The organism is Alteriqipengyuania lutimaris, from assembly GCF_003363135.1.
Lineage (GTDB): Bacteria > Pseudomonadota > Alphaproteobacteria > Sphingomonadales > Sphingomonadaceae > Alteriqipengyuania > Alteriqipengyuania lutimaris.
The window spans coordinates 2,671,493-2,693,141 of record NZ_QRBB01000001.1 but is presented as its reverse complement, the minus strand read 5'-3'; the positions used below and the strand labels follow the sequence as shown (position 1 = coordinate 2,693,141).

Sequence of the window (21,649 nt, the reverse complement as noted above, 5' to 3'; positions counted from 1 at the left end):
TCGGGTTCAGGCGTCTCCGGCGGCAAATTGTCAGAAGGGACACGGGGTATGACAAAAGCCAGATTTTCGAGCCGGGCCACTCTTGCCGCAGGCGTAGCCGTCCTTGCCATGACAATGCCCGCAGCTGCGATCGCGCAGACGGACGGGCAGGACGACGAGGTCGAGCAACCAGTCCGTGCCGATCGCGGCGAGGTGATCATCGTCACCGGGCAGAAGCGCACCCAGGCGCTCAGCGAGGTTCCGCAGTCGATCAGCGTGGTGAGCGAAGAGACGCTGGAGCGCCAGCAGGCCGACAGCTTCACCGACTATGTCGAACTGGTCCCCAGCCTCAGCCTGACGCAGAGCAACCCCGGAGAGACGCGCGTGATCCTGCGCGGCGTCAATACCGGATCGGTCGGTTCGACCGTTGCGATCTATGTGGACGACACGCCGTTCGGCTCCAGCTCCAGCCTCGGCAATGCTGCGGTCCTTGCCGGCGACTTCGACACTTTCGATCTGCAACGGGTGGAGGTGCTGCGCGGGCCGCAGGGCACTTTGTATGGGTCGAATGCGCTTGGCGGCGTGATCCGCTTCGTCACCACCCCGCCCCAGCTCGGCGAATTCGAGGGCCGCGCGAAGGCCGGTGTCGAAACGGTCGATGGCGGCGGTACGGGATGGAGCGCGAACGGCGTCGTCAACGTGCCCATCGGCGATACGCTCGCGGTGCGCGCCAGCGGCTTCTATCGCAAGGAGGCGGGTTTCGTCGACGCGGTCGGCCGCAGCTTCGAGGAAGAGATCGACGAGGCGGAGATCTATGGTGGACGGATTTCGGCTTTGTTCGAACCGACGTCCGCATTCTCGGTCCGCCTGACCGCGATCGCGCAGAATATCCGCGCCGGCTCGCCCAGTTCCTACGATGCGGATCCCGTCACCGGCGATCCGGTCCAGACCGACCCCAACACCGGCGATCCCGTCGACGGGTTCGTGCGGACGGAGTTCTATCCGGAAAACAACGATGTCGATTACCGGCTCTACAACGGAACGATCGATCTCGATCTCGGCTTTGCGACCGCCACCTCGGTCACCAGCTTCGGCGAGCTCGATCAACGGCAGCTGACCGACAACACGATCGGTTTCGGTCCGACCGTTACCTTCGTCTATCAGTCGTTCGGTGGACGGACGGATGACGTGGGCGTGTTTCTCGCTGCGCCGCTCAACCAGGAAAAATTCACGCAGGAACTGCGCCTGTCTTCCAATGAAGGCGGTCCGTTCGAATGGCAGATCGGCGGCTATTACACCGACGAGACGGTGAAGATCGAACAGACGCTCGTGCCCTTCGTGCAGGATACCGGCGTGCTGTTCGATCCGGCCGTCCTCGGCTTTCCCGAACTGCTCGTCCTCAACTTGGATTCGACCTACGAAGAGGTCGCGGCCTTCGCCAATGTCGGTTTCGAGCTGACCCCGCGCTGGAAAGTCGGCGGGGGCGTGCGATACAGCCGGAACGATCAGACCGTGATCCAGACCGAACGCGGTGCCTTCCAGCCGCTGCAGGGCCTGCCTTCGCCCAACATCACCGAGGGTGAATCGAGCGAAGACGTCGTCACCTGGTCGGCGGATACACGATACGAGCTGAGCGACTTCAGCTCGATCTATGCGCGCGTCGCCAAGGGCTATCGTCCGGGCGGACCGAACGTCGTGCCGCCGGGTGCCGGCGCCGACTTCCCGGTCCAGTACGATGCGGACACCGTTGTGAGCTACGAGGTCGGCTTCCGCGGCGAGACGATCGACCGGACTTTCAGCGTGGATGGTGCGATCTATTATCTCGACTGGGACGACATCCTGATTTTCGCGGCCTTCGACACCGCGATCGGTCCGGTGGGCGCGAACGACAATGGCGAGGGGGCGCGCGTCTACGGTGCCGAACTCACCGCGACCGTGCGTCCTGCGGACGGCTTCACGCTGGCGATCAATGGTGCCTACAACAATGCCGAACTGACCGAGGATACGCCGCCGGTAACCGGCGGGCTGGAGGGCGATCAGCTGCCCTTTACGCCCGAGCTGACCGCGACACTCAGCGTCGATTACGAATGGGCCCTCGGCAGTGGCGCGACGGCTTTCGTCGGAGGCGATGCACGGCTGGTGAGCGACCAGGCGGGCGGGTTCGACTCGACCTATCGCTCGCTGTTCGGGCGCAGGCTGCAAGTCGACGGATACGAGAAGGTCGATTTGCGCGCCGGGGTGGCGTTCGACAGCTTCAGCATCACCGCTTACGCCACGAACGTGACGAATTCTCGTGGACTGACCGCCCTGGGTGGCTTGGGCGAACGCCCCGGCACGCTGCTCTCCGCATCGCCGATCCGTCCACGGACCTTCGGTGTCACAGCCGCAGCCAGCTTCTGATGATGGATAGCAAGGGCGGCGCAGTGGCGCTGGCATCCCGGGCCTCTGCCGACGAAGATGACGCAGGCGCGCCGTCTCGTCCGGAGGATACGACGGGCGACGACGTCGGCGCCTTGCGCACGCCATACCTTCTCTTCCTCGGCGACTGCACGGAGGCGGGTTATGCCAAGACCGCCTTTGGCCTTCGCGACTGGGCGGGCGACAAGTGCCTTGGCGAATCCGTCCTTCCCGGGGCGACCGTCAGCACCGGGCTGACCCGCCTCTCGCCTGCCGAAGCGGCGGAGCGGGGCGCGAAGTCGATGGTGATCGGTATCGCAAATTCGGGCGGCCGGATCGCGCCGGATTGGATGCCTGCACTGGAAGAGGCGCTGGCGGCGGGGCTCGACATCGTGAGTGGAATGCATGCGAGGCTTGCCGACCTTCCGGGGATGCGCGCGGCTGCCGAGAAATACGGGCAGCGTCTGGTGGACATCCGGACCCCTCCGGCCGATCTTCCGGTCGCCACGGGGCGCAAGCGCAGTGGCAGACGCCTCCTGACGGTGGGCACGGATTGCGCGCTGGGCAAGAAATACACGGCACTCTCCATTGCGAGAGCGCTCGCCGCGCGCGGGGTGGACAGCGACTTCCGCGCGACCGGGCAGACCGGTATCCTGATTGCAGGGGCCGGCATCGCGCTCGATTCGGTGGTCGCTGACTTCGCCGCTGGCGCGGCTGAGCTCCTGTCTCCCGATAACGCGGCCGATCACTGGGACATCGTCGAAGGGCAGGGATCGCTGTATCACCCGGCATATTCAGGCGTCTCCATGGCGCTGCTGCATGGTAGCCAGCCCGACGTGTTCGTTATCTGCCACGATCCTGCGCGCCGGCACGTGCTCGGCCACCCGGATTTCCCGCTGCCGGAGATCGAGGAGCTGGCCGAACTGACGATCAGGCTCGGCGGCAGGACCAATCCGGCGATCCGCTGCGCAGGCGTATCGCTCAACACCTCGACGCTCGGCCCCGATGAGGCGAACGATCTGCTGGCGCGCGAAACCGCCCGGCTGGGAATGCCCGTCGCCGACCCGATCCGGGGCGGCGAGTCCTTCGACACCCTCGTCGAAAGCTGCCTCGCCGAATGAGCGATGCGGCCGCCTCGAACGGGGTCTTCCGGCGGCTGGTCCTGCCGGGGCTCGCGTTCAAGGCGGTCGTCATCGGGGGCGGCTATGCCACCGGGCGCGAGATCGCCGAGTTTTTCGTGGGCAGCGGCCCGCTGGGCGGCCTGCTCGGCCTGCTTCTCGCGATGGCGATCTGGAGCATCGTGTGCGCCGTCACCTTCGAATTTGCCCGCATCGTACGGGCGAATGATTATCGCGGTTTCTTCGCCGAGCTGCTGGGGCCCGGGTGGATCCTGTTCGAAATCGCCTACGTCCTGTTCATGGTGCTCGTGATCGCGGTGATCGCGGCGGCTGCGGGTGAGATCGGCACGGCCCTGTTCGGCTGGCCGACACTGATCGGCACGGGGCTGCTGCTGACACTTATCATCGCGGTGGTCAGCCTTGGCACAGCTGCGGCAGAGCGCATGTTCCGCTACTCCTCCGTGCTTATCTACGCGGTCTACGCGGTTTTCCTGGCGCTGGCGCTCTGGGCGTTCAGCGACCAGATCGGGAGCAAGCTGGCGAGCTCGCCGCCCGGTTCGGACTGGGCGCTCGGCGGGATCACCTACGCCAGCTACAACGTCATCGGCGCCGTCCTCATCCTGCCCTTCCTGCGGCACCAGGTGACCCGCCGCGATGCGCTCGTCTCGGGATTGCTCGCAGGGCCCCTCGCAATGCTTCCGGCCCTGGGCTTCTTCCTCAGCATGGTCGCCTTCATGCCCGAGATCGGTGCCGCCGCCTTGCCATCCGACTATCTCCTCGCGCGCATCGGAGTGCCGTGGTTCGCCTTCGTGTTCCAGGGGATGATCTTCATCGCGCTGCTCGAAACGGGCATCGGGATGGTCAACGCGCTGGAGGAGCGCGCGATGTCCGCAGCCCGCGAGCGTGGCGTGACCTTTCCTGCGGCCGCGCGCATAGGGCTTAGCGCGGCCATCGTCCTGGGCTCCGGCCTCCTCGCCGCGCAGCTCGGCCTGATCGATCTGATCGCCGCCGGCTACGGCGCGTTCGGCTGGATCATGCTGGTCCTTTTCGTTGTGCCTTTGCTGACGCTCGGCACGTTCCGTATCTTTTCGCAAAACCTGGAGGCCGCCCCGTCATGACCCGTATGCGTAAGCTCCGCATTCTTGCTCCCGTCGTCCTTTGTTGTGGGCTGGTGGCTACACCCGCCGCCGCCGAACCGCCCGCGAACCTGGAGCAACGCGCCGATGCCCTTCTCGACCGGTTCGAGGCCCCGGGCCTGTCGATCGCGATCGTCGAGAATGGCGAGGTCACCTTTGCCGACGGCTTCGGCGTCACCGATCTTGAAGACCCGGTCGCGGTCGGGCCCGATACCAATTTTGCGATCGGTTCGGTGACCAAGGCCTTCACCTCGACCGCGCTGGCCATTCTGGTGGACGAGGGGCGGATCGGCTGGGACCAGAAGGTCGTCGACATCATGCCCGAATTCCGGATGAAGGACGCCTGGGTCACGCGCGAGATGACGGTGCGCGATCTGCTCGTCCATCGCAGCGGACTTGGCCTTGGCGCAGGCGACTTGCTGTTCGTGCCGCGCAGCGACCTCACCCGCGCCGACATCGTCGAACGGCTCGGCGAAATCCCGCTCGAGACCAGCTTTCGCAGCAGCTACGCCTACGACAACATCCTCTACATGGTGGCGGGCCGCCTGATCGAGCGGGTGACCGATCAGAACTGGGAGCGGTTCGTGACCGACCGCATCCTTCGCCCTGCGGGAATGACCCGCGCAACGGTGGAAAACAATGCGCGCGGCCCCGACGACCTGGTGGCGGACTCGCACGCGCGGATCGACGGGCCGATCCGCGGGATGGGCACGATGGAGCGGCTCGACGAGTCGCTGGTCGTCGCGCAGGTCGCCGCGCCGGCGGGCGGGATCGCCGCGAGTGCCAACGACATGGCGAAGTGGATCGAGCTGCAACTGGCGCTGGGCGACCTGCCGGGTGATGCGCGGCTGTTCAGCGAAGAACAGGCGCGCGAGATGTGGGAGCCCGTGGTTCTGAAGCCGACGCCCATCTATGCCGGTGCGCTTTCCGAGACAGCACCCATGTTCAACACCTACGCGCTCGGCTGGGACGTGCGCGATTACCGGGGCGAACGCGTCGTCATGCATGGCGGCGGGGTCTATGGATCGATCACCCGCCTCGTCCTGCTGCCCGATCGCAACGTGGGCTTTTTCCTCGCGACCAACAGCGAGGAGGCGGGGCTGCTGACCGGGCTGCAGTTCGAACTTCTCGACCACTATCTGGGGGTCGAAGGTAACGACTGGCCCGCCGCCTTCGGCGATTTCATCGACAATTATTTCGCCAGTGCGGCGCAGCAGCTGGCCGCGCCGGGCAAGGAGCCTGCCGATGTCGGCCCCTCGCTGCCGCTGGCAGGCTATGCCGGCGACTACGCCGATCCGTGGTTCGGCAAGATCACCGTGAACGCTGGCGATGAAGGCTTGCGGGTCGCGTTCCCGCACTGGGAAGGGGTTACTGCCCGGCTCGAACACTGGCAGTACGACACCTTCATCACGCGCTACGAGGATGAAAGTTTCGAACCTGCCTATGTGACCTTTTCGCTCGACGCCGAAGGGGCGGTGGACCGGATCACCATGGAGGCGGTGTCGCCCGTGGCCGATTTCAGCTGGGACTACCACGATCTGGAGTTTCATCCCGTCGCCGCAGGCGCACAGTGACGCGGCGGCCACAATCCGAGAGTAGCACGTCATGACCAGTAGAATCGCGACAGCCCTGCTCGTCGCCGCAACGCTCACGGGCTGTGCGGTGGGGCAGGGCAGCGAACCCGTGCAACTGCAGGCCGGGGACGTTCATCGCGACCTCCTCGTGCTCGACACCCACCTCGATACGCCGATCAATTTCGGGCGCGAGGGCTGGGATTTCTCCGCAGCGCATGACGTGTCGAGCGAGATCGCGCAGGTCGATCTGGGGCGGATGGCGGCGGGAAATCTGGATGGGGGCTTCTTCGTCATCTTCACCGATCAGGGCCCGCTGACTGCCGAGGGATATCGCAACGCGCTCGACCATGCGCGAGGCCGCTCCGAGGCGATCGACCGGGAATTGGCTAAGTTTCCCGATATGATCGGGCTGGCGAGGAGCGCGACCGAGGCGGAAGCGCTGACCGCCGAGGACAAGCTGATCGCATTCAAGTCGATCGAGAACAGCTATCCGATCGGCGAGGATCTCTCGCTGATGCTCGAATTCTACGAATCCGGCGTCCGCATGGCTGGGCCGGTCCATGGCGGGGCGAACCAGCTGGGCGATTCAGCCACGGATGATCCTAGGTGGAACGGGCTCAGTCCGCTCGGCCGCGAGTGGGTCGGCGAGATGAACCGGTTGGGCATGATCATCGATGCCAGTCATTCTTCGGATGCCGTACTCGACCAGCTTCTGAAGCTTTCACAAGCGCCGATCATCCTGTCGCATTCCTCGCCGCGCTGGGCCTACGAGCATCCGCGAAACATCGACGACGCCCGCGTTCGCCGGATCGCGGCAAACGGTGGAGCGGTGTGCATGTCGTCGATCTTCATGAGCGAGCTGAACCTGACGGGGACGCGCGGCGAACTGTTCGACCAGTATGATCGTATCGCGCAGATGTCTCCCGAACAGCAACGCGAACTCAGCCGCAAATGGCGCGCCCTCGACGCGACCCAGCCGATGTGGGACGTCGGTTTTGATCGCTACATGGAAGCGCTGCTGCATCTGATCGACGTCGCGGGCGTCGACCACGTGTGCTTCGGGACCGACTGGGATGGTGGAGGGGGGATCGATGGCCTGATGGACATCACCGATCTTCCCGCAGTCACCGCCCGCCTGCTGGAAGCGGGCTATTCGCGCGAAGACATCGGCAAGATGACCGGCGGTAACGTGCTCCGGATCATGCGCGCGGTCGAGGCTGCGCGCGCTCGCTGATCGCCGTCCCGCCCGCTGAATAAGCATACCGGTTTTCCGGCCAGCGCTGCCTCGTGCTGGCTTGATGTCGGGCGCGAAATGTTCTGCACCGGGATTTCAACGTTCCGATGGCGGTACGATCTGGCGGCAGTTCCATGATGTGCGTTGCGTTCTCCTGCGGTGCTTTCAGGCCGTCGTTGGGCATGTTTGAGCGCACTGGACACAATCCTTCGCACAATTCTTGAGCCGAGAAATCGCATCGCCTAGATTGCAATTGCGACTACGTTGCATTAGCGGGCGATCATCTTGTGTTCAGGGAGCTATTTGTGAAGCCGATTCTCGCCGCTACGACCGCCACGCTGGCATTGATTGCCGCGTCCCCCGCCTTCGCGCAGGCACAGCCCGCCGAGACTGGCGATCCGCGGGATGAAAGCGATGAGCGTACCATCGTGGTCACGGGTGCCCTGACCGATTTCGGAGCGACCAAATCGGACACGCCGATCGTCGAGACTGCACGCTCGATCTCGATCGAGACCGAGCAGGATTTCGAGGAGAAGGGCGCCCAGTCGCTCGACGACGCGCTGACCTATTCGGCGGGCGTCACGGCCGAGCCCTTCGGCTTTTCCACCCGCGGCGATTTCGCGCAGGTTCGCGGCCTCGACGCGCCCGAATATCGCGACAACCTGCAGTACCTGTTCGGGTTCTACAACACGACCCGACAGGACATCTACACGCTCGAGCAGGTCGAAGTGCTGAAGGGTCCGGCCTCGGTGCTCTACGGCGCGGGTTCGCCCGGCGGCATCATCAACGTGGTGACCAAGCGGCCCCACGGCGAGACCGAAGGCGAAGTGCGGCTCGACTACGGCAGCTTCGACCGCAAGCAGATTGCCACCGACATCAACGTCGCGATCCCCGGTGCAGAGGACCAGGCGCAGTTCCGCTTCGTCGGCATCCTGCGCGATGCCGACACCCAGATCGACGAGGTGAACGACGACAAGCTGGTGCTCGCCCCCGCGCTCACCTTGCGCCCGGCCACCGGCACCGAGGTCACCATCCTCGCCAATTATTCGAAGCAGGATTCGGACACCGCGCACCAGTTCCTGCCGGTCACCGGTACGCTGTTCCCTTCGGCCAGCGGGCAGGAAATCGACCCCTACGAATATATGGGCGCGCCCGGCTTCAACGCCTACGACACCGAAAGCTTCGCGCTGACGCTGCTCCTCGAACAGCAATTGTCGGACGTGTTCTCGGTCGAGGCGGTCGGCCGTTACGTCGATTCGGTGGCCGACTATCGTCAGGCGTGGATCGCTTTCCAGGGCAACGGTGTGCCGCGCATCGATGCCGACGGCAACGGCGCGTGGACCTACTACCTTGCCGACAACCGCAGCGAGCAGCTGGCCCTCGACGCGCGCCTGCGCGGCGAGTTCTCGACCGGCCCGATCGAGCACGAACTGCTGGTAGGCGTGCAGGCGCAGGACGTCTTCACCGATTCCGACACCGCCTACGTGTTCAACGCGGGCACGCTCAACGTGTTCGACCCACAGTACCAGAACGTGCCGAGCGTGGAGCAAATCCGACAGCTGCAGGGCAACGGCCCGCGCAACTTCGTCGATTCGACCGGCATCTACATCTCCGACCAGATGAGCTGGGGTTCACTGGTCGCCAACGCGGGCGTGCGCTTCGACGATGTGAGCAACCGGGTGGAAAACGGCACGACCCAGAAGGACGACGCCACCAGCCTCAGCTTCGGCCTGCTCTGGCGCGGTCCCGCCGGCATCTCCCCCTATGCCAGCTATGCCGAGAGCTTCGAGCCGGTCGTCGGAATCGACACCGTCACCAACCAGCAGCTCTTGCCGCAGGAGGGGCGCCAGTACGAAGCGGGCATCAAGTGGCAGCCGACCGGGATCAACGCGCTGGTCACCGCATCGGTCTTCGACATCGAGGTTTCCAACCTGCCCAATCCCAACTCGCTCGTCGGTGGCAACAGCCAGCAGGAGGGTGTCTCGAAGGTCCGCGGCGCCGAGCTGGAGGCCAACGCGCTGATCGGCGGACTCCGGATAGACGGCAACGTCAGCTATCTCGATGCGGAAGACCCTAATGGCTTGCCGCTGACCTCTATCTCCGACTGGCAGGCATCGCTGTTCGCGCTGTACAATTTCCGGGGCGCGCTCGACGGGCTCAGCCTCGGTGGCGGCATCCGCTATGTCGGCGGCAATGAAAGCAACGGACTTTCGGCGATCGACGGCAGCCTGCTGACCTATCGCGTGGACGGGCGGACCGTCGGCGACCTGTCGATCGGCTACGACTTCGACCGGTTCGCACTGCGGCTGACCGCGCGCAACGTGACCGACGAGGAATATTATGCGGTCTGCCTCGTGCGCGGGGACTGCTTCCCCGGCGAGAAGCGCAGCATCAACGGCTCGCTGACCGTGGCATTCTGATGGGTGGCGATGCTCCGATCTGGCTGGCGTCTGCGCTGGCGATCGCCGGCGTGGCCGTGCTCCGCGTCTCGTGGGGCAGGTCGGACCGCTCAAGCCCGCTGAACATCGCGGGATGGGCGACGCTGCTCGCGGCGCTCGTTGCGGGCGATCTCGCTGCCGGGGAGTGGGGCATTGCGGTCACGGTGCTCGTCGCGACTTTCGCGGCGTTCGTCGCGCTGGCCTTCGCCGCGACGAAACCCGCCCGCAAGGCGCGGGCGAAAACCGTCAGGACGAGCCATCGCGGCAACGACGAAGCTTCGTCCGCCTGGTGGTCCGGCGGGCTGACATTCACGCTTGCCGGCCCGCTTGCATTGGGCGCGAGCGTGCTGCTGGCGCTTGCCGTGCGCGCGCTGATCCTGCTGGCCGGGGGCGCGGAGGCGGACGGGAATGTCGCGGTTCTGGCAACTGTCCCCCTCGCATGGCCGATCCTCTCCTTCGCGCTGCTGATGATGTCGCGCCGCGCCGCGCAATGGGGCTGGGTGCTCGGCCTCGCTGCTGTCTCGGCACCGTTTCTCCTGTTACAGGGAGGCACTGTATGACCGTCGCGTTTTCCAAGGACACGGTTCGCAAGGCGATCTCCGCCCACTCGGCGCTGGGCCTGGTGTGCTGCGCGCTGCTCTACCTGATCTGCGCCACCGGCACCGCCATCGTGCTCTACGAGGAGTGGCAGAGGCTCGAACAGCGCGACGCGCCCGAGATGACCGAGATCGCGCCGGCCGACGTCCAGCGCGGCATCGAGAACGTGCTCGCCAGCGAGAGTGACGGACCGGCCACGACGCATCTCTACGTGCACCTTCCGACCGAGGCCCTGCCGCGCACCACGATCACCACCGATACGCAGGCGGTCCATATCGATGCGCAGGGGCAGATCGCGAAACCCGAAGAGAATGCCTGGGCCGAATTCCTGCTCGCGCTGCATTACCGGCTGAACCTACCCGCGATGATCGGCATGTCGCTGGTGGGCATGTTCGGCGCCATGCTGGTCGCTCTGGCGATCTCCGGCATCGTTGCGCACCCGCGCATCTTCCGCGACGCGTTCCGTCTGCGCGCCCGCCGGGGGGACGATGTCGCGACGCTCGACTGGCACAACCGGCTGGCCGTGTGGACCTTGCCATTCGCACTCGCCATCGCGCTGACGGGATCGATGATCGGGCTGTTCTACATCTCGGGCTCGGGCCTCGCCATGTCAGCCTATGGCGGAGACAGCGCCGCCGCGCTTGCGCCCGTTTTCGGCAGCGAGCCGGAGGGCGATGCTTCGCCCGGGCCGGTCCCGGACGCGCGGACTGCACTCGCCTTCATGGAGCGCGAATATCCCGAGGTTCTCCCCTACTACGTCATCCTGCATGATCCCGGCACCCCGGGCCAGCACATGCAGATCGTGGGCGAACACCCCCGCCGTCTGATCTTCGGCGAATACTACGCATTCTCGGGCGACGGCGAATTCCATGGCACTGTCGGCATGGCGGACGGCACGGTGGGGCAGCAGCTCGCCGCGTCCACCTACAATCTGCATTTCGGCAATTTCGGCGGCCTGCCGGTCAAGATCGCCTACATCCTCTTCGGACTGGCGATGACCGTCGTGGTGGCGACGGGGACGTTCGTCTGGTTCGACAAGCGCGAGAGATCGGGGAAGCCAGCGACCTACCTCCGGGCGAGCTGGTGGGGTCTCGTGATCGGCGTCCCGGCAGGGCTGATCGCGACACTGGCGGCGCGCCTCGCCCTGGGCAATGCGGCACCCTTCGTAGCGATCTTCTGGGCAGTCTGCGTGTTGACGATGGCCGCATGGATGCTGCGCGCCCGGCGACAAAGGACGAGCGGCATCATGCCGTCGCACCCCGTCCCGGCCGAGTGACATCCGCTCGGGAAGTCCGCCGCGACTCTCCCGAGGCTCGACCCAGAGGATCGACATTGTCGAGCGGCAATCGTGCGGATCAGCGCGATCAGCGCGGGCTTTCCCCAGTCTCGCCCGGACTCACGGACGGAAGATCGAGGATAGTCTTGGCGCCAGACCGGGTGTCGTCGATGGTCAGGCGCAGCTCGCTTTCGCCGATTTCGAACTCGATCCGGGCGGTTCGCGTGATGATGAGTCCCTGATTGGCGGATCCCGCGTCGGCGCAGAACGCGCCGCGCGCACCGTCGCAGGTGGCGGGCCCCGACGATGCCGTTGAAAACAGCAACGCCGCGGCCCCCAGGAGTGTGCTACTCTTCACGCGTTTCGCCTCCGGTCTGCGTCACGGAGAAGCCTCCGCCACCCTCGCTGGGTCCGGAGTAGGATATCCGGAAACGGTTATTGTCCCCCTTCTGCATGATGGAAATGTCGTAGCCGCTGCCGCTCTGGCTGACGTCGATCGTGTTGCCGTTGCCATCCTGCGACAGCGTTGCGCCGAGAGCGCTTCCCTGCTGGCGGAAGCTCATCTCGTTGTCGTCGCCCTGCTGCTGCAACTGGGCCTGTACCGATCCGCTGCCCTGCGCATTCTGTATCAGCTTCACCACGTTGAGATCGCCGCCCATCTGGACGTTGGCGGTCACCTGGTTGCCGGCACCTGACTGTTCGATCCGGCCGTCGTTCTCTCGCCCCGACTGCGCGAGCGTTGCGGTTCGCACCGTTCCCGATCCCGATTGCAGGATCGCCGCACTGTTCTGCACGTCGGCGCTCTGATCGATATCCGCCTCGACCGTCCCTTGCGAGGGCGAGGGGTTGTCCTGCTCGATCGTGGCCGAGTTGCCGGGAGATATCTGGTCGATCGACGCGACGAGGCCGCCGCTGTTCTGCTTGATCTCGGCCGTGTTGTTGTCGGTCCCGGTGCCCGTCTTGATCGACGCTTCGCTGGCGCCACCTGATCCCTTCTGGCGGATGCGGCCCTCGTTGGAATTTCCGTTCAGGTCGACCTGCCCTTTCAGCGAAGGTCCGTCCTGTTCGATAATAGCCATCCCGCGCACGCCGGGTTGCGTGATCGTCGCATTGCTGCCCGTGCCGCCGTCGGTGCGCCTCTGCTTGACTCTGGCGCTGTTCGCGCTGCCGCCCTGATCGATATCGACCGTGTCGGTACCCGATTGCGCGTCGACGGTCTGTTCGACGAGCGCCTCGTTCTCGTCGGTCCCGTCGGTCGACTGGTCGATCCCGGCGACGCTGCCGCCGCCTGTACCGTCCTGACGGATGACAGCGCTCTGCGATTGCCCGGTCTGGTCGATATCGGCTTCGTTCCGACCGCCCGATCCCGTCTGGCGGATCGTGCCCTCGAGGCTGCGCGAAGAAGCGCCTTCCTGGTCGATCTGCGCTTTGTTGGCGGGCGATTGCTGTTGCAGGATCAGGGCATTGCCGTCGGCTCCGTTCTGGTTGATCGAGCTGACGTTGCCGCCGGTGCCGTCCTGCACGATCTGCACCTTGGACTCTTCGCCCGTCTGCGAGACCGATCCTTCCTGCCGCCCGTCGTCCGAGCGCTGGGTGATTTCGGTGTCGTTGCGGGCGCCGTCAATGTCGATATCGGCACTATTGCCGCGGCCATTGCCCGCCTGCACGACCTTGCCTTGGCTGCCAGGCCCGTTCTTGATCGCGATCGACGCCTTCGAAGCGGCCTGTGCCTGTTGCACCAGTCCGGTGCTGTTGGCGCCCTGCGAAAGCGTCACATCCGCAGTCGCTGCTTCTGCCGTCTGGATGATTTCGCTGCGATGTCCGTTGCCCGCCAGTGTGTGCACCTGTTCCGCGCCGGTTCCGCTGCCCGAGAGGTTGGCGTGCTGGCGACCGAAAGAGACATTGGAATCGCCCTGCAGGTTGATCGAGACGACACCCTTGTCGCCGCGCTGGTCGATGTAGGCGGTGCTATTGTTGGCCAGCTTGCTGTCGTTGCCGAGGGCGATGGTGGCGGATGATCCATCGGCGCCGTCACCCGTCTCGTCGGCCTGGCGGATGGCCGCCGCATTGCCCGTACCGGAGGACTGGATACGCGCGGTCGATCCGCGCCCCTTCTGATAAATGCCCCTGGCGGGATCGGGCTGCGCGGTGTCGCCGGTGAACAGCTCGATCGCCTGCACGTCCTGCAGCTCCCCCGTCTCGGAAGAATCACGCACAATGTCGGCCGTGCTCGTCTCGCGCGTCACCTCGCTATCCTGCCGGACCAGCGGATCGCTCTCCTGCTGCGCATTGCCTGCCTCGCCGGAATCGTCCGGCTGTTCGGCGGACCCGGCTTGCCCGCAGGCCGCGAGGCAGAGCGCCAGGCTGAAGCTGATGGATGAAACGATACGTGATCTTGCATGTGTCATGGCTTTCTCCTGTGTTGAATTCGAAGCTGGTCGAGATCGTCAGTCGTCCTTTGGCTCCTCGTCTTGGCCCTCGGTTTTCTGTGGGCCTCTGGTCTCCGGATCCTCCCCGGATGTCTCTTCGAGGTGCGAAGAGAGTTCGTTTTCGCCGCCGTCATCGGCGAAGAGTTGGGCGTTGAGCGGCTGCGCGATCTGCTCCTCCCAGAAGTCGAGACAGAAGCTTTCGAAGCGCCGCACCAGCGAGAGGTGGTCGCGTTCCTCGTCCCACCCCTTCTTGCGCCCGAAGAGGTCTTCTACCCGGTCGAACTTCTCGATCCGTTCGCGGCACTTCGCAGCCTGTTCGCGGGCCAGCGCGACGACATCGGCAGGGCCGACTATCCCGGCGAAATAGAGCCGCAGCAGCCCCGGATCGTTCAACGGTTCGCGCAGCCATGTGCGTAGCGCGGCCTCCCCGGCGGGCGTCACGATGAAGGAATGGCGCGGGCGGCCGACCCGGCGCTCCTCTTCCTCGTAGAGCAGGCCTGCGGCGGCGAGCCGCGCCATTTCGCTGTAGAAGGGATCGCGATCGCGATCGGCATAGGCGTTCTTGTCGTGCCGCCTCACGGTCACGACGAGATAGGCCAGCAAGATGAAGATGCAGGCGATGATCAGGATGATGATGAGCATGCCTCAGTCTCCCTTCTCGGAAGGTTCGGACCCGGGCGAATGCTCCGCAGCGATACCGTCCCAGAAGCCGAGACACGCGCGCTCGAACCGGATGCCGAGACGGCTTGCGGCAAGCGCGTATCGCCACTCGGGGCGATTGATGAGCAGCTGCTCCAGCCGCTCGTATTCCGCCTTGCGCGCCGTATGGATCGGCCGTCGGCTCGTCGCGAGCTCCCTTGCTTCCTTGGGTTCGACGATCCCGGCATAGTTCAGCATCAGCAAGCCGGGGTCGTTGTTCGGCTCTCTCAGCCAAGCGCGCAGCCCCGCTTCGCCGGCAGGCGTGACCGTGTAGGTGTGCGCTTCCTTGGTCTCGTAATCCTTCTGGGAATAGAGCAGCCCGCCCTCCACGAGCCGGTCCGGCTCGGCATAGAACGGCTGGCGATCCTGATCGAAATAGTTGTTGCTGTCGTGGCGGCGCAGCGCTGCCACGATCAGGCTGGCGAGGATGACGACAATCGCCAGAATCAGAACAATTGTAAGCATAGGGCGCTACCTTTCAGGCTCGGTGGAACTGGCGTCATCGGTGGGTTGGGGGGCGTCGGAGGGCAGCGGTTTTTCTCCGCTTCGTGTCGCGTCCGGCTCGTCGCCCATCAGGGCGGCGACCGCCTGCTTCAATGTCGGGCGCATCAGCACCCGGTCGCCGAAGACGATCACGACCTGCTTGAGCTCGGGCACACTGGCGAGCTGCGCGCCGAGCAGCTCGGACACGCTCGATTTGTCGGCCTGCACGAACAGCGGCTGCAGGTAGAGAATGGCGTTATCGAGCGGGATGGTGAGCAGGCGTCCGCGCGATACGCGCGATCCGGACTGCATGCGCAGCGTCATCCATGCCGAAACCCGCTCGTCCTGATCGATCCGCGCTTGCGCCTGCGCGGGGCCGATGACGGTCGCATCGGGCGGGAAGCTGTAGGAGATCAGCTTGCCGAGCCGGTCTCGGTCGCTTCCCCCCACCAGATAGCCCGACAGGACGTTGCGGTTCTCGGGCGTGAAGGGCTGGACGATCGCGAATTCTGGCTCGGAGCGCTGGGGGAAGCGCGTTCGCAGCCAGTAGGGCCGCAAATCCACGTTGCGCTGTTCGTGATCCGGCCGGGCGCGCTCGCGCCGCAGCGAGATGTAGTCCGCATCCTTGGGGATCCGCCATGCGCCTTCGCGGGTGTAATAGGCGTCGCTCGCGCGCATGTGGTAATCCGCCCAGATCACCGACTGGATCTGGAACAGGTCCTGCGGATAGCGGAAATGGTCCTGCAGCCGCGCGCTCGCTTGTTCGACCGGCTTGAACACCTCCGGAAAGGCGTTGCGCCATGCCTGTAGCACCCGATCGGACGGATCGGTGACGTATAGCTCCACGCTGCCGTCGTAGGCGTCGACGACCGCCTTGACGCTTCCACGGACATAGTTTGCGCGGTTGGTGCGCCGTTCCAGCAGGCGGACGAATTCCGCGGGGATGATCCCTGCGCTCTCCTGCTTGCCCTGAAAGACCTGGGAGAAGTCGCTGAGATTGATGCGCTTGGAATAGGGCATCATGTCGCTGGTGGTGTAGCAATCGACAACCCACTTGATCCGCCCGTCGGCAGCGATCGGGTATGGATCGGCATCGACTTCCAGGAAGGGCACGACGCGCTGCACGCGCTCGCGCACGTTGCGGTGATAGAGAACGCGGCTGTCGTCGGAGAGCAGGGTGGTCAGCGCCAGCCTGATGTCCCAGAAATTGATCGCGAACAGCAAGCGGGAAAACAGCCCGTCGATCTTCACGCCCGTGTCGGCGGCGTATTCGTGCTTGGCGAAGCTGCGTCCTTCGCGCGGCCTGCCGAGCTCGATCGTCTTGCTGTTCACGATCGAGAATTCGGGGGAGCTTTCGCCGAAATAGATTTGCGGATTGCGTACGAAGGTCGGCCCGCTGCCCCCGGTCGGAATGTCCGAGGTCAAAAACTGCGGCATGCCCGCCTCGGTCGCTCCGGCGACGGCTGCCGAAACCAGGCCGTAGCCGTGCGTGTAGATCAGGTGCTCGGACTGCCACCGGCGCGACTGTTCGGGCAACTGTTCGGTATCGAGTTCGCGCGCGGCGATCATCACCGGCTGCATCTCGCCGTCGACGAGGTATCGGTCGACGTCGATGTCCTTGAAATCGTAGTAGGCTCTGAATGCCTGCAATTCGCGAAAGTTGATCAGCAGCGTCGCAGGATCCCACAGCCGCAGCGTCTCAAGCAGGCGGCGGTCGTTATGGATCGTCTCGAGCTTGCCGGTGTCCGCCACACTGGCGGTGCGGCGTTCGACCTGATCGAGCCCGAAGCCGTAGCGGGTGAATTGCAGGTGATCCTCGATGTAGGATTCTTCGCGCTCCAGCTCCTGCGGTTCGACGATGATGAGCTGGAAAAGGTTCGGATAGAACCGCACGATCGAAAGGCCGACGAGGATCAGGTAAACGATGACGATCGTCGGAATGATGTAACCGGGGCGGCGGATGTTCACCTGGAACATCACGAAGCCCGACACGACCGCCGCGGCCACGAACTTGTAGGCGAGCAGGCTGGCATTCGAATCGGTGAAACCCAGCCCCGTCACCACGCCGCGCTCGGAATAGCTGAGAAGATGCAGCTCCAGCAGCATGCCCCAGCCGATCAGCGCCATCAGCGCGAAGACCAGCGCCGACAGGTGCAGGTTGACCTGGAACGGCAGCATCGAGTTCGGAGCCTGAGGGCGGATGCCGCCGAAGATGTAGCTGGTGAGGAGCGTGAGGATCAACGTCACGAGGACGCAGACGAACAGCCAGTGGTTGATCAGGACATGCAGCGACAGCTCGAACATGAAATAGCTGAGGTCGCGGCCGAACTGTGGATCGTTCCGCCCCCACTCGAGGCGGTTCGCCCAGAGGATGTAGGTTTGCCAGTGGGGATAGGTCTGCAACCCGACGACCAGCCCGCAGATGAGCGAGACGGTGATCGTCAGGGGCCAGAAATAGGGCTCGAAGGCCCGTCGCCACGCATCGACCCGGCGCTCGTCCGCCGAGATGATCCGGTCCACCCGCGCAAGCTTGAAGGCGAGCGCCATGTTGCCCGCCACCAGGCCCGCCATGAACAGGAAGGGCACCACGCCCATCCAGATCTTGGTCTTCACGACGGTCAGATACACCTCGAGATAGCCCAGCTCGTCGAACCAGAGCACTTCGGTGTAGAAGCGCGCCGAAAAGATGACTGCGAGCAGGAAGCCGGCGAGGCCGACGACCCAGTAGAACAGCTTGCTGGTGACCCCGCCGATCAGGAAGAAGGTCGCAGCGCGAATGGTGACGGCCGGGCGCCAGGTCATGACAGCCTCGGCGGTTTGCCGGCCAGGGCTCTGTCCACCGCCTGCGATGCACGGCGGATCTTCTCGATGTCTTCTTCCTCCTGCACCGCCCGGCACACCGCGCGTTCGACCAGCGCCATGTGATGGGCGACGTGGTCGCTCTGCTCGTCGCTCTCGATCGCCGCGCGGCCGACATCCGCCAGCATCTCGGACAGGCGCAGCATGACCGCCATATCCGCCGGGCACGTGCGTCGCAGCGGGGTGACGACCATGTCGAGATAGGCTTCGAATGCGCGGCGAGGCACGGCGACCCTGACCACATCGTCGTCGTCTCGCAGCAGCAGATCGCCCAGCCGGTGCTTGCACAGCTGCACCAGGACGATCTCGGCCGAACGGATCGATGCGCAGGCGGTCGTCGGGTCGTTGATTGCGGTCGAGACCGCCCGCAGCGCGATGTCGACCAGCTGGGTAAGCCCGAAGGCGACATCCGCCTGGACGCTTCTTTCGCGACCGATCTGCAGCGTCTTTGCGATCTGCGGTTGCAGCTCTTTTCCGGGGTCGGGCAACTCGCCGTCGGGATCGGACGTCCAGACCCAGGCGAGCGCGGTGTCCTTCACTGCCTGATCGCCGAGCATGTAGACGTACTGGATGACGAGGTCGTGTTTGGTGGCGTAGCGCAGCAGCAGCTTCGCATTGACCCGCTGGATGATGCCCGAAGAGCTTGCCAGCACCGGGACCGCCCGCTCCGGAATGTCGAGCAGGTCGGGCTCGGGATCGTCCGCCTCACGCCTTTCGTAATTGGAAAGCAACGCCGACACCGTGCGCTGTTCCACCAGCCGCAGGATCTGCTCGATCCGGATCGCGTGGACGATGTGATGGATGAAATAGACGAACGAGGCGACGCTGATGATCGCGAGCAAAAATGCGACGGTGACGGCCAGCTGGGGCACGACCACCGTGTCCTCGCGGATCGAGCGCAGCACTGCGAGGCAGTAGACGAAGGTGAAGATGAAGACCGCGAGCGTCAGCTGGGTCGCGCGGTCCCTGATGAACTGGCGCGGCACCCGCGGTGAATATTGTGCGGCGGCGACCTGCAGCGCGACGATCGTCACCGAGAAGGTGATCGTCACGACATTGAGCGAGGTCGAGGCCACCGTTTCAACGAGGTTGCGTGCCCCGACTGGCCCGCCGGTTGTCAGGAGCCCGCCCAGGCTTGCGGAGGTGGTGACGTTCAGCCGCGACACGAAGCCCGCCGTCAGGATCCCCCCGATGATGGCGAGCATGGGAAATATCCAGAACGCCTGGTGGATCAGCATCCTCATACGGCCGAGCCAGGCCGAGTAGTTGACCGGCACTCTCATAGGCCGGCTTCTCGGTAATGGAGCGATTGCGGGCCCTGTTTGGGCCCTCTGCTCAGCACTCCGAGCAGGTAGGACGACCGGCGGGGGCGCAGGTTTTCCTCATAGCCGAGATCGTGGGCAACCGCGGCGACGAAGGCCTCTGTCCGGCGATGGGCGGGCAGCCAGCCCACGTAATCGCGGTATGATTGCGAGGGATCGAACTTTCGATCGGTGAATGTGTTCGCCGTCCGACAATTGTGGAGGAAGCGGCGGACCGATGCGGGCGCGGTCCAGTCGGTCCCGTTCGCGGCGGCTTCGAAATCGGCCAGGGAAACCGGCTCTGCCTTGCCCGATTTATGGACCGGGACGTAAGCGTCGCTCAAGTCGCTCACCAGATCCATCATGCCGTTCTTGAGCGCGCGCAGGGCGGGCAGCGACTGGGGCAACCCGGGGTGGCAATAGGTCAGGGTGTCCGCCAGCGTGCCGAGAACCTCCAGCGTTCTGGGCAGGCTCCTTTCAAGCGATCGCGGGCGGTAGAAATAGACGATCGGATAGCGGCTGAGGCCCTGATGAAGGCCGATCACGCCATCGTGCAATCTTTCCAGCAGGCTCTGGAGGCCGGCCACGTCGTTCCTCGCGAGAAGGTCGGCGACGCTCGCCATGGCGCCCTGGTCGTCCCCCATCCGATGATGGAGGTCCGCGACGAGGCGATCGTATCCAAGAATGCTGCGGTGAACGCTCAGGAAATAGGTGATCGAGAAGGTCAGGACGACGCTCCCCAAGAGCGCTTCGAGCGCGACCGCGACCGAGTACATCATGTTCGACGGGCTGATCTCGACGAAGCCGATCGTCGAAAGTGTCACCCAGCTCAGGCGGAACGCAGCGGAAAGGCTCGGTTGCGAACCGCCGCCCTCGATCAGATTGCCGACCGACATCCCGCCATAGAAGATCAGCGCAAAACCGGTGACGACGCCCGCGATCCACAAAGAGATCATCAGGGCGATCATCAGCGGTGCGGCCAAGCTCAGGGCACGTTGCGCAATGGCACCGGGGAGCAGCTTGGCAAGATGGCGCCACATCCACCAGAAACAGCGATAGGCCTTGGTGGAGAACAAGCTCCGCCCGCTCGCATCAAGGATGGTCAGTAACGCATCCAGCACCGTGAGGGCCAGCAGCAGGACACCGATGGCAGACAATAACACTCTTGCTGTCCCTGTAATCGTTCAGAGACACCTGTTTTTAACCAAATTTATGGAAGCAATTTTAACAAACAAAGATCACCTAACTAATTAAGTATGCTAATTAATAATTATTTAATGATATAATCATGCGGCGACAAAACCCGGCATAACCTTGCCGTCGTCGCGATTTCATGGTTAAGATCGGTCTAATGAGACCTTTACGTCGGCTGAAAGGCTCATCCGATGGCTGGCCCGCAGGCAGCAGGGCGAGCGCAATTCCCGCGCAATTGGCTCGTCGCCTGCTGGCCATTGCGTCCGGACGGGGGTCCGAAGGCGATCATATCGCAATGCTGCGTACAGTGGAGAAGGTCCTGCCCGACGCGATCGGGGCACCCGGTTCCCATCAATGTCAACGGGGCGATCCCCGCCGTTATGCTCGACGCTGGCTTTCCGCTCGCGGCGCTGACGGGTGCCTCGCTGCCGGCACGCACCGCCAGCCTCCTCGCGCATCTGCAGGAAGGCCGAACGACCGATCGGCTTCGACGGATAAGCTCGCGCCGCGACACCGGGCGGAATTCACGCGACGTCACCGCCCCCAGTATTTACGGAACTGCGAGCGCGGATCGTTCTCCACCCGCAGGTCGTCGGCGAAGATCATCGTCGCGCGGTCGGGCGGCGAATAGGGCTTCCATTCGGGCACGAGTTCGTTGTTCGGGTCGCCATTGGCAGCGAAGGCCGCCCAGCTCGATGCGATCGCGGCGGCAAGCGTGTTCGCTTCCTTGCTCGATCCGTTGAGCGCGCCGCGCGTGTTGTAGAGGCTGGGCGCGACATCGATCCCGTGGACCGCGCCGAAGCGCCCGTCCGCCGCCGGGCTCGGCTGGGTCCAGAGGTAGGTCCAGACCGGTGCGCCGCCCTGCTTCGCCTTGAGTTCGGCCTGCGCGAAGGCTCCCTTGCGGAAGGTCATGCCGCGACACCTCGCGCTTGGCG

At 64.6% G+C, this 21,649-nt stretch carries 16 protein-coding genes; 8 read left to right on the top strand and 8 right to left on the bottom strand.

The genetic code is table 11. The features are described 5' to 3' along the window. Positions 1-108: 108 nt before the first annotated feature. The 8 genes from DL238_RS12970 to DL238_RS12935 all read left to right on the top strand — a co-directional run bounded on the left by DL238_RS12970 (position 109) and on the right by DL238_RS12935 (position 11,749). Complete coding sequence (locus tag DL238_RS12970; RefSeq protein WP_234031071.1) at positions 109-2,379, top strand: TonB-dependent receptor; 2,271 nt, start codon at positions 109-111, stop codon at positions 2,377-2,379. Then, positions 2,379-3,497, top strand: a complete 1,119-nt coding sequence (locus DL238_RS12965) for a DUF1611 domain-containing protein (protein WP_115492646.1) — start codon at positions 2,379-2,381, stop codon at positions 3,495-3,497. The genes DL238_RS12970 and DL238_RS12965 overlap by 1 nt, the downstream gene beginning before the upstream one ends. Continuing rightward, positions 3,494-4,612, top strand: a complete 1,119-nt coding sequence (locus DL238_RS12960) for a YkvI family membrane protein (RefSeq protein WP_115492645.1) — start codon at positions 3,494-3,496, stop codon at positions 4,610-4,612. The genes DL238_RS12965 and DL238_RS12960 overlap by 4 nt, the downstream gene beginning before the upstream one ends. 53 nt (positions 4,613-4,665) lie before the next feature. Beyond that, entirely contained in the window at positions 4,666-6,204 is a 1,539-nt protein-coding gene (locus tag DL238_RS12955; protein WP_325048444.1) for a serine hydrolase, read from the top strand. A 31-nt stretch (positions 6,205-6,235) separates the two neighbouring features. Next, positions 6,236-7,438 (top strand): dipeptidase, encoded by a 1,203-nt coding sequence (locus DL238_RS12950; protein WP_115492643.1) that lies wholly within the window; start codon positions 6,236-6,238, stop codon positions 7,436-7,438. A gap of 305 nt (positions 7,439-7,743) precedes the next feature. Continuing rightward, the gene (locus DL238_RS12945) at positions 7,744-9,858 is read left to right on the top strand and encodes a TonB-dependent siderophore receptor (RefSeq protein ID WP_115492642.1); all 2,115 of its coding nucleotides are present in this window, start codon (positions 7,744-7,746) and stop codon (positions 9,856-9,858) included. Beyond that, positions 9,858-10,436: a hypothetical protein gene (locus DL238_RS12940; protein WP_115492641.1), complete on the top strand. Its 579-nt coding sequence runs from the start codon at positions 9,858-9,860 to the stop codon at positions 10,434-10,436. The genes DL238_RS12945 and DL238_RS12940 overlap by 1 nt, the downstream gene beginning before the upstream one ends. Then, a complete protein-coding gene (locus DL238_RS12935) occupies positions 10,433-11,749 on the top strand; it encodes a PepSY-associated TM helix domain-containing protein (RefSeq protein WP_115492640.1) in 1,317 nt (438 codons plus the stop codon). Before DL238_RS12940 ends, DL238_RS12935 begins: the two co-directional genes overlap by 4 nt. Positions 11,750-11,837: 88 nt before the next feature. Here DL238_RS12935 and DL238_RS12930 read toward each other — a convergent pair whose 3' ends face one another. The 8 genes from DL238_RS12930 to DL238_RS12890 all read right to left on the bottom strand — a co-directional run bounded on the left by DL238_RS12930 (position 11,838) and on the right by DL238_RS12890 (position 21,626). Continuing rightward, entirely contained in the window at positions 11,838-12,107 is a 270-nt protein-coding gene (locus DL238_RS12930; protein WP_147291020.1) for a hypothetical protein, read from the bottom strand. Further along, positions 12,097-14,157, bottom strand: coding sequence for a hypothetical protein (locus tag DL238_RS12925; protein ID WP_115492638.1), 2,061 nt, complete (start codon positions 14,155-14,157; stop codon positions 12,097-12,099). The genes DL238_RS12930 and DL238_RS12925 overlap by 11 nt, the downstream gene beginning before the upstream one ends. A 39-nt stretch (positions 14,158-14,196) precedes the next feature. After that, on the bottom strand, positions 14,197-14,820 hold the full coding sequence (locus tag DL238_RS12920; RefSeq protein WP_115492637.1) for a PadR family transcriptional regulator: 624 nt from the start codon (positions 14,818-14,820) through the stop codon (positions 14,197-14,199). 3 nt (positions 14,821-14,823) lie between these two features. Beyond that, the gene (locus DL238_RS12915) at positions 14,824-15,342 is read right to left on the bottom strand and encodes a hypothetical protein (RefSeq protein WP_115492636.1); all 519 of its coding nucleotides are present in this window, start codon (positions 15,340-15,342) and stop codon (positions 14,824-14,826) included. Between the two features lie 6 nt (positions 15,343-15,348). Then, positions 15,349-18,162, bottom strand: coding sequence for a UPF0182 family protein (locus tag DL238_RS12910; protein ID WP_115492635.1), 2,814 nt, complete (start codon positions 18,160-18,162; stop codon positions 15,349-15,351). Continuing rightward, the gene (locus DL238_RS12905; RefSeq protein ID WP_115492634.1) at positions 18,159-19,502 is read right to left on the bottom strand and encodes a DUF2254 domain-containing protein; all 1,344 of its coding nucleotides are present in this window, start codon (positions 19,500-19,502) and stop codon (positions 18,159-18,161) included. Before DL238_RS12905 ends, DL238_RS12910 begins: the two co-directional genes overlap by 4 nt. Then, complete coding sequence (locus DL238_RS12900; RefSeq protein WP_147291019.1) at positions 19,499-20,683, bottom strand: two pore domain potassium channel family protein; 1,185 nt, start codon at positions 20,681-20,683, stop codon at positions 19,499-19,501. Before DL238_RS12900 ends, DL238_RS12905 begins: the two co-directional genes overlap by 4 nt. Positions 20,684-21,248: 565 nt before the next feature. Beyond that, the gene (locus DL238_RS12890; protein WP_234031070.1) at positions 21,249-21,626 is read right to left on the bottom strand and encodes a carboxylesterase family protein; all 378 of its coding nucleotides are present in this window, start codon (positions 21,624-21,626) and stop codon (positions 21,249-21,251) included. Positions 21,627-21,649: the final 23 nt, after the last annotated feature.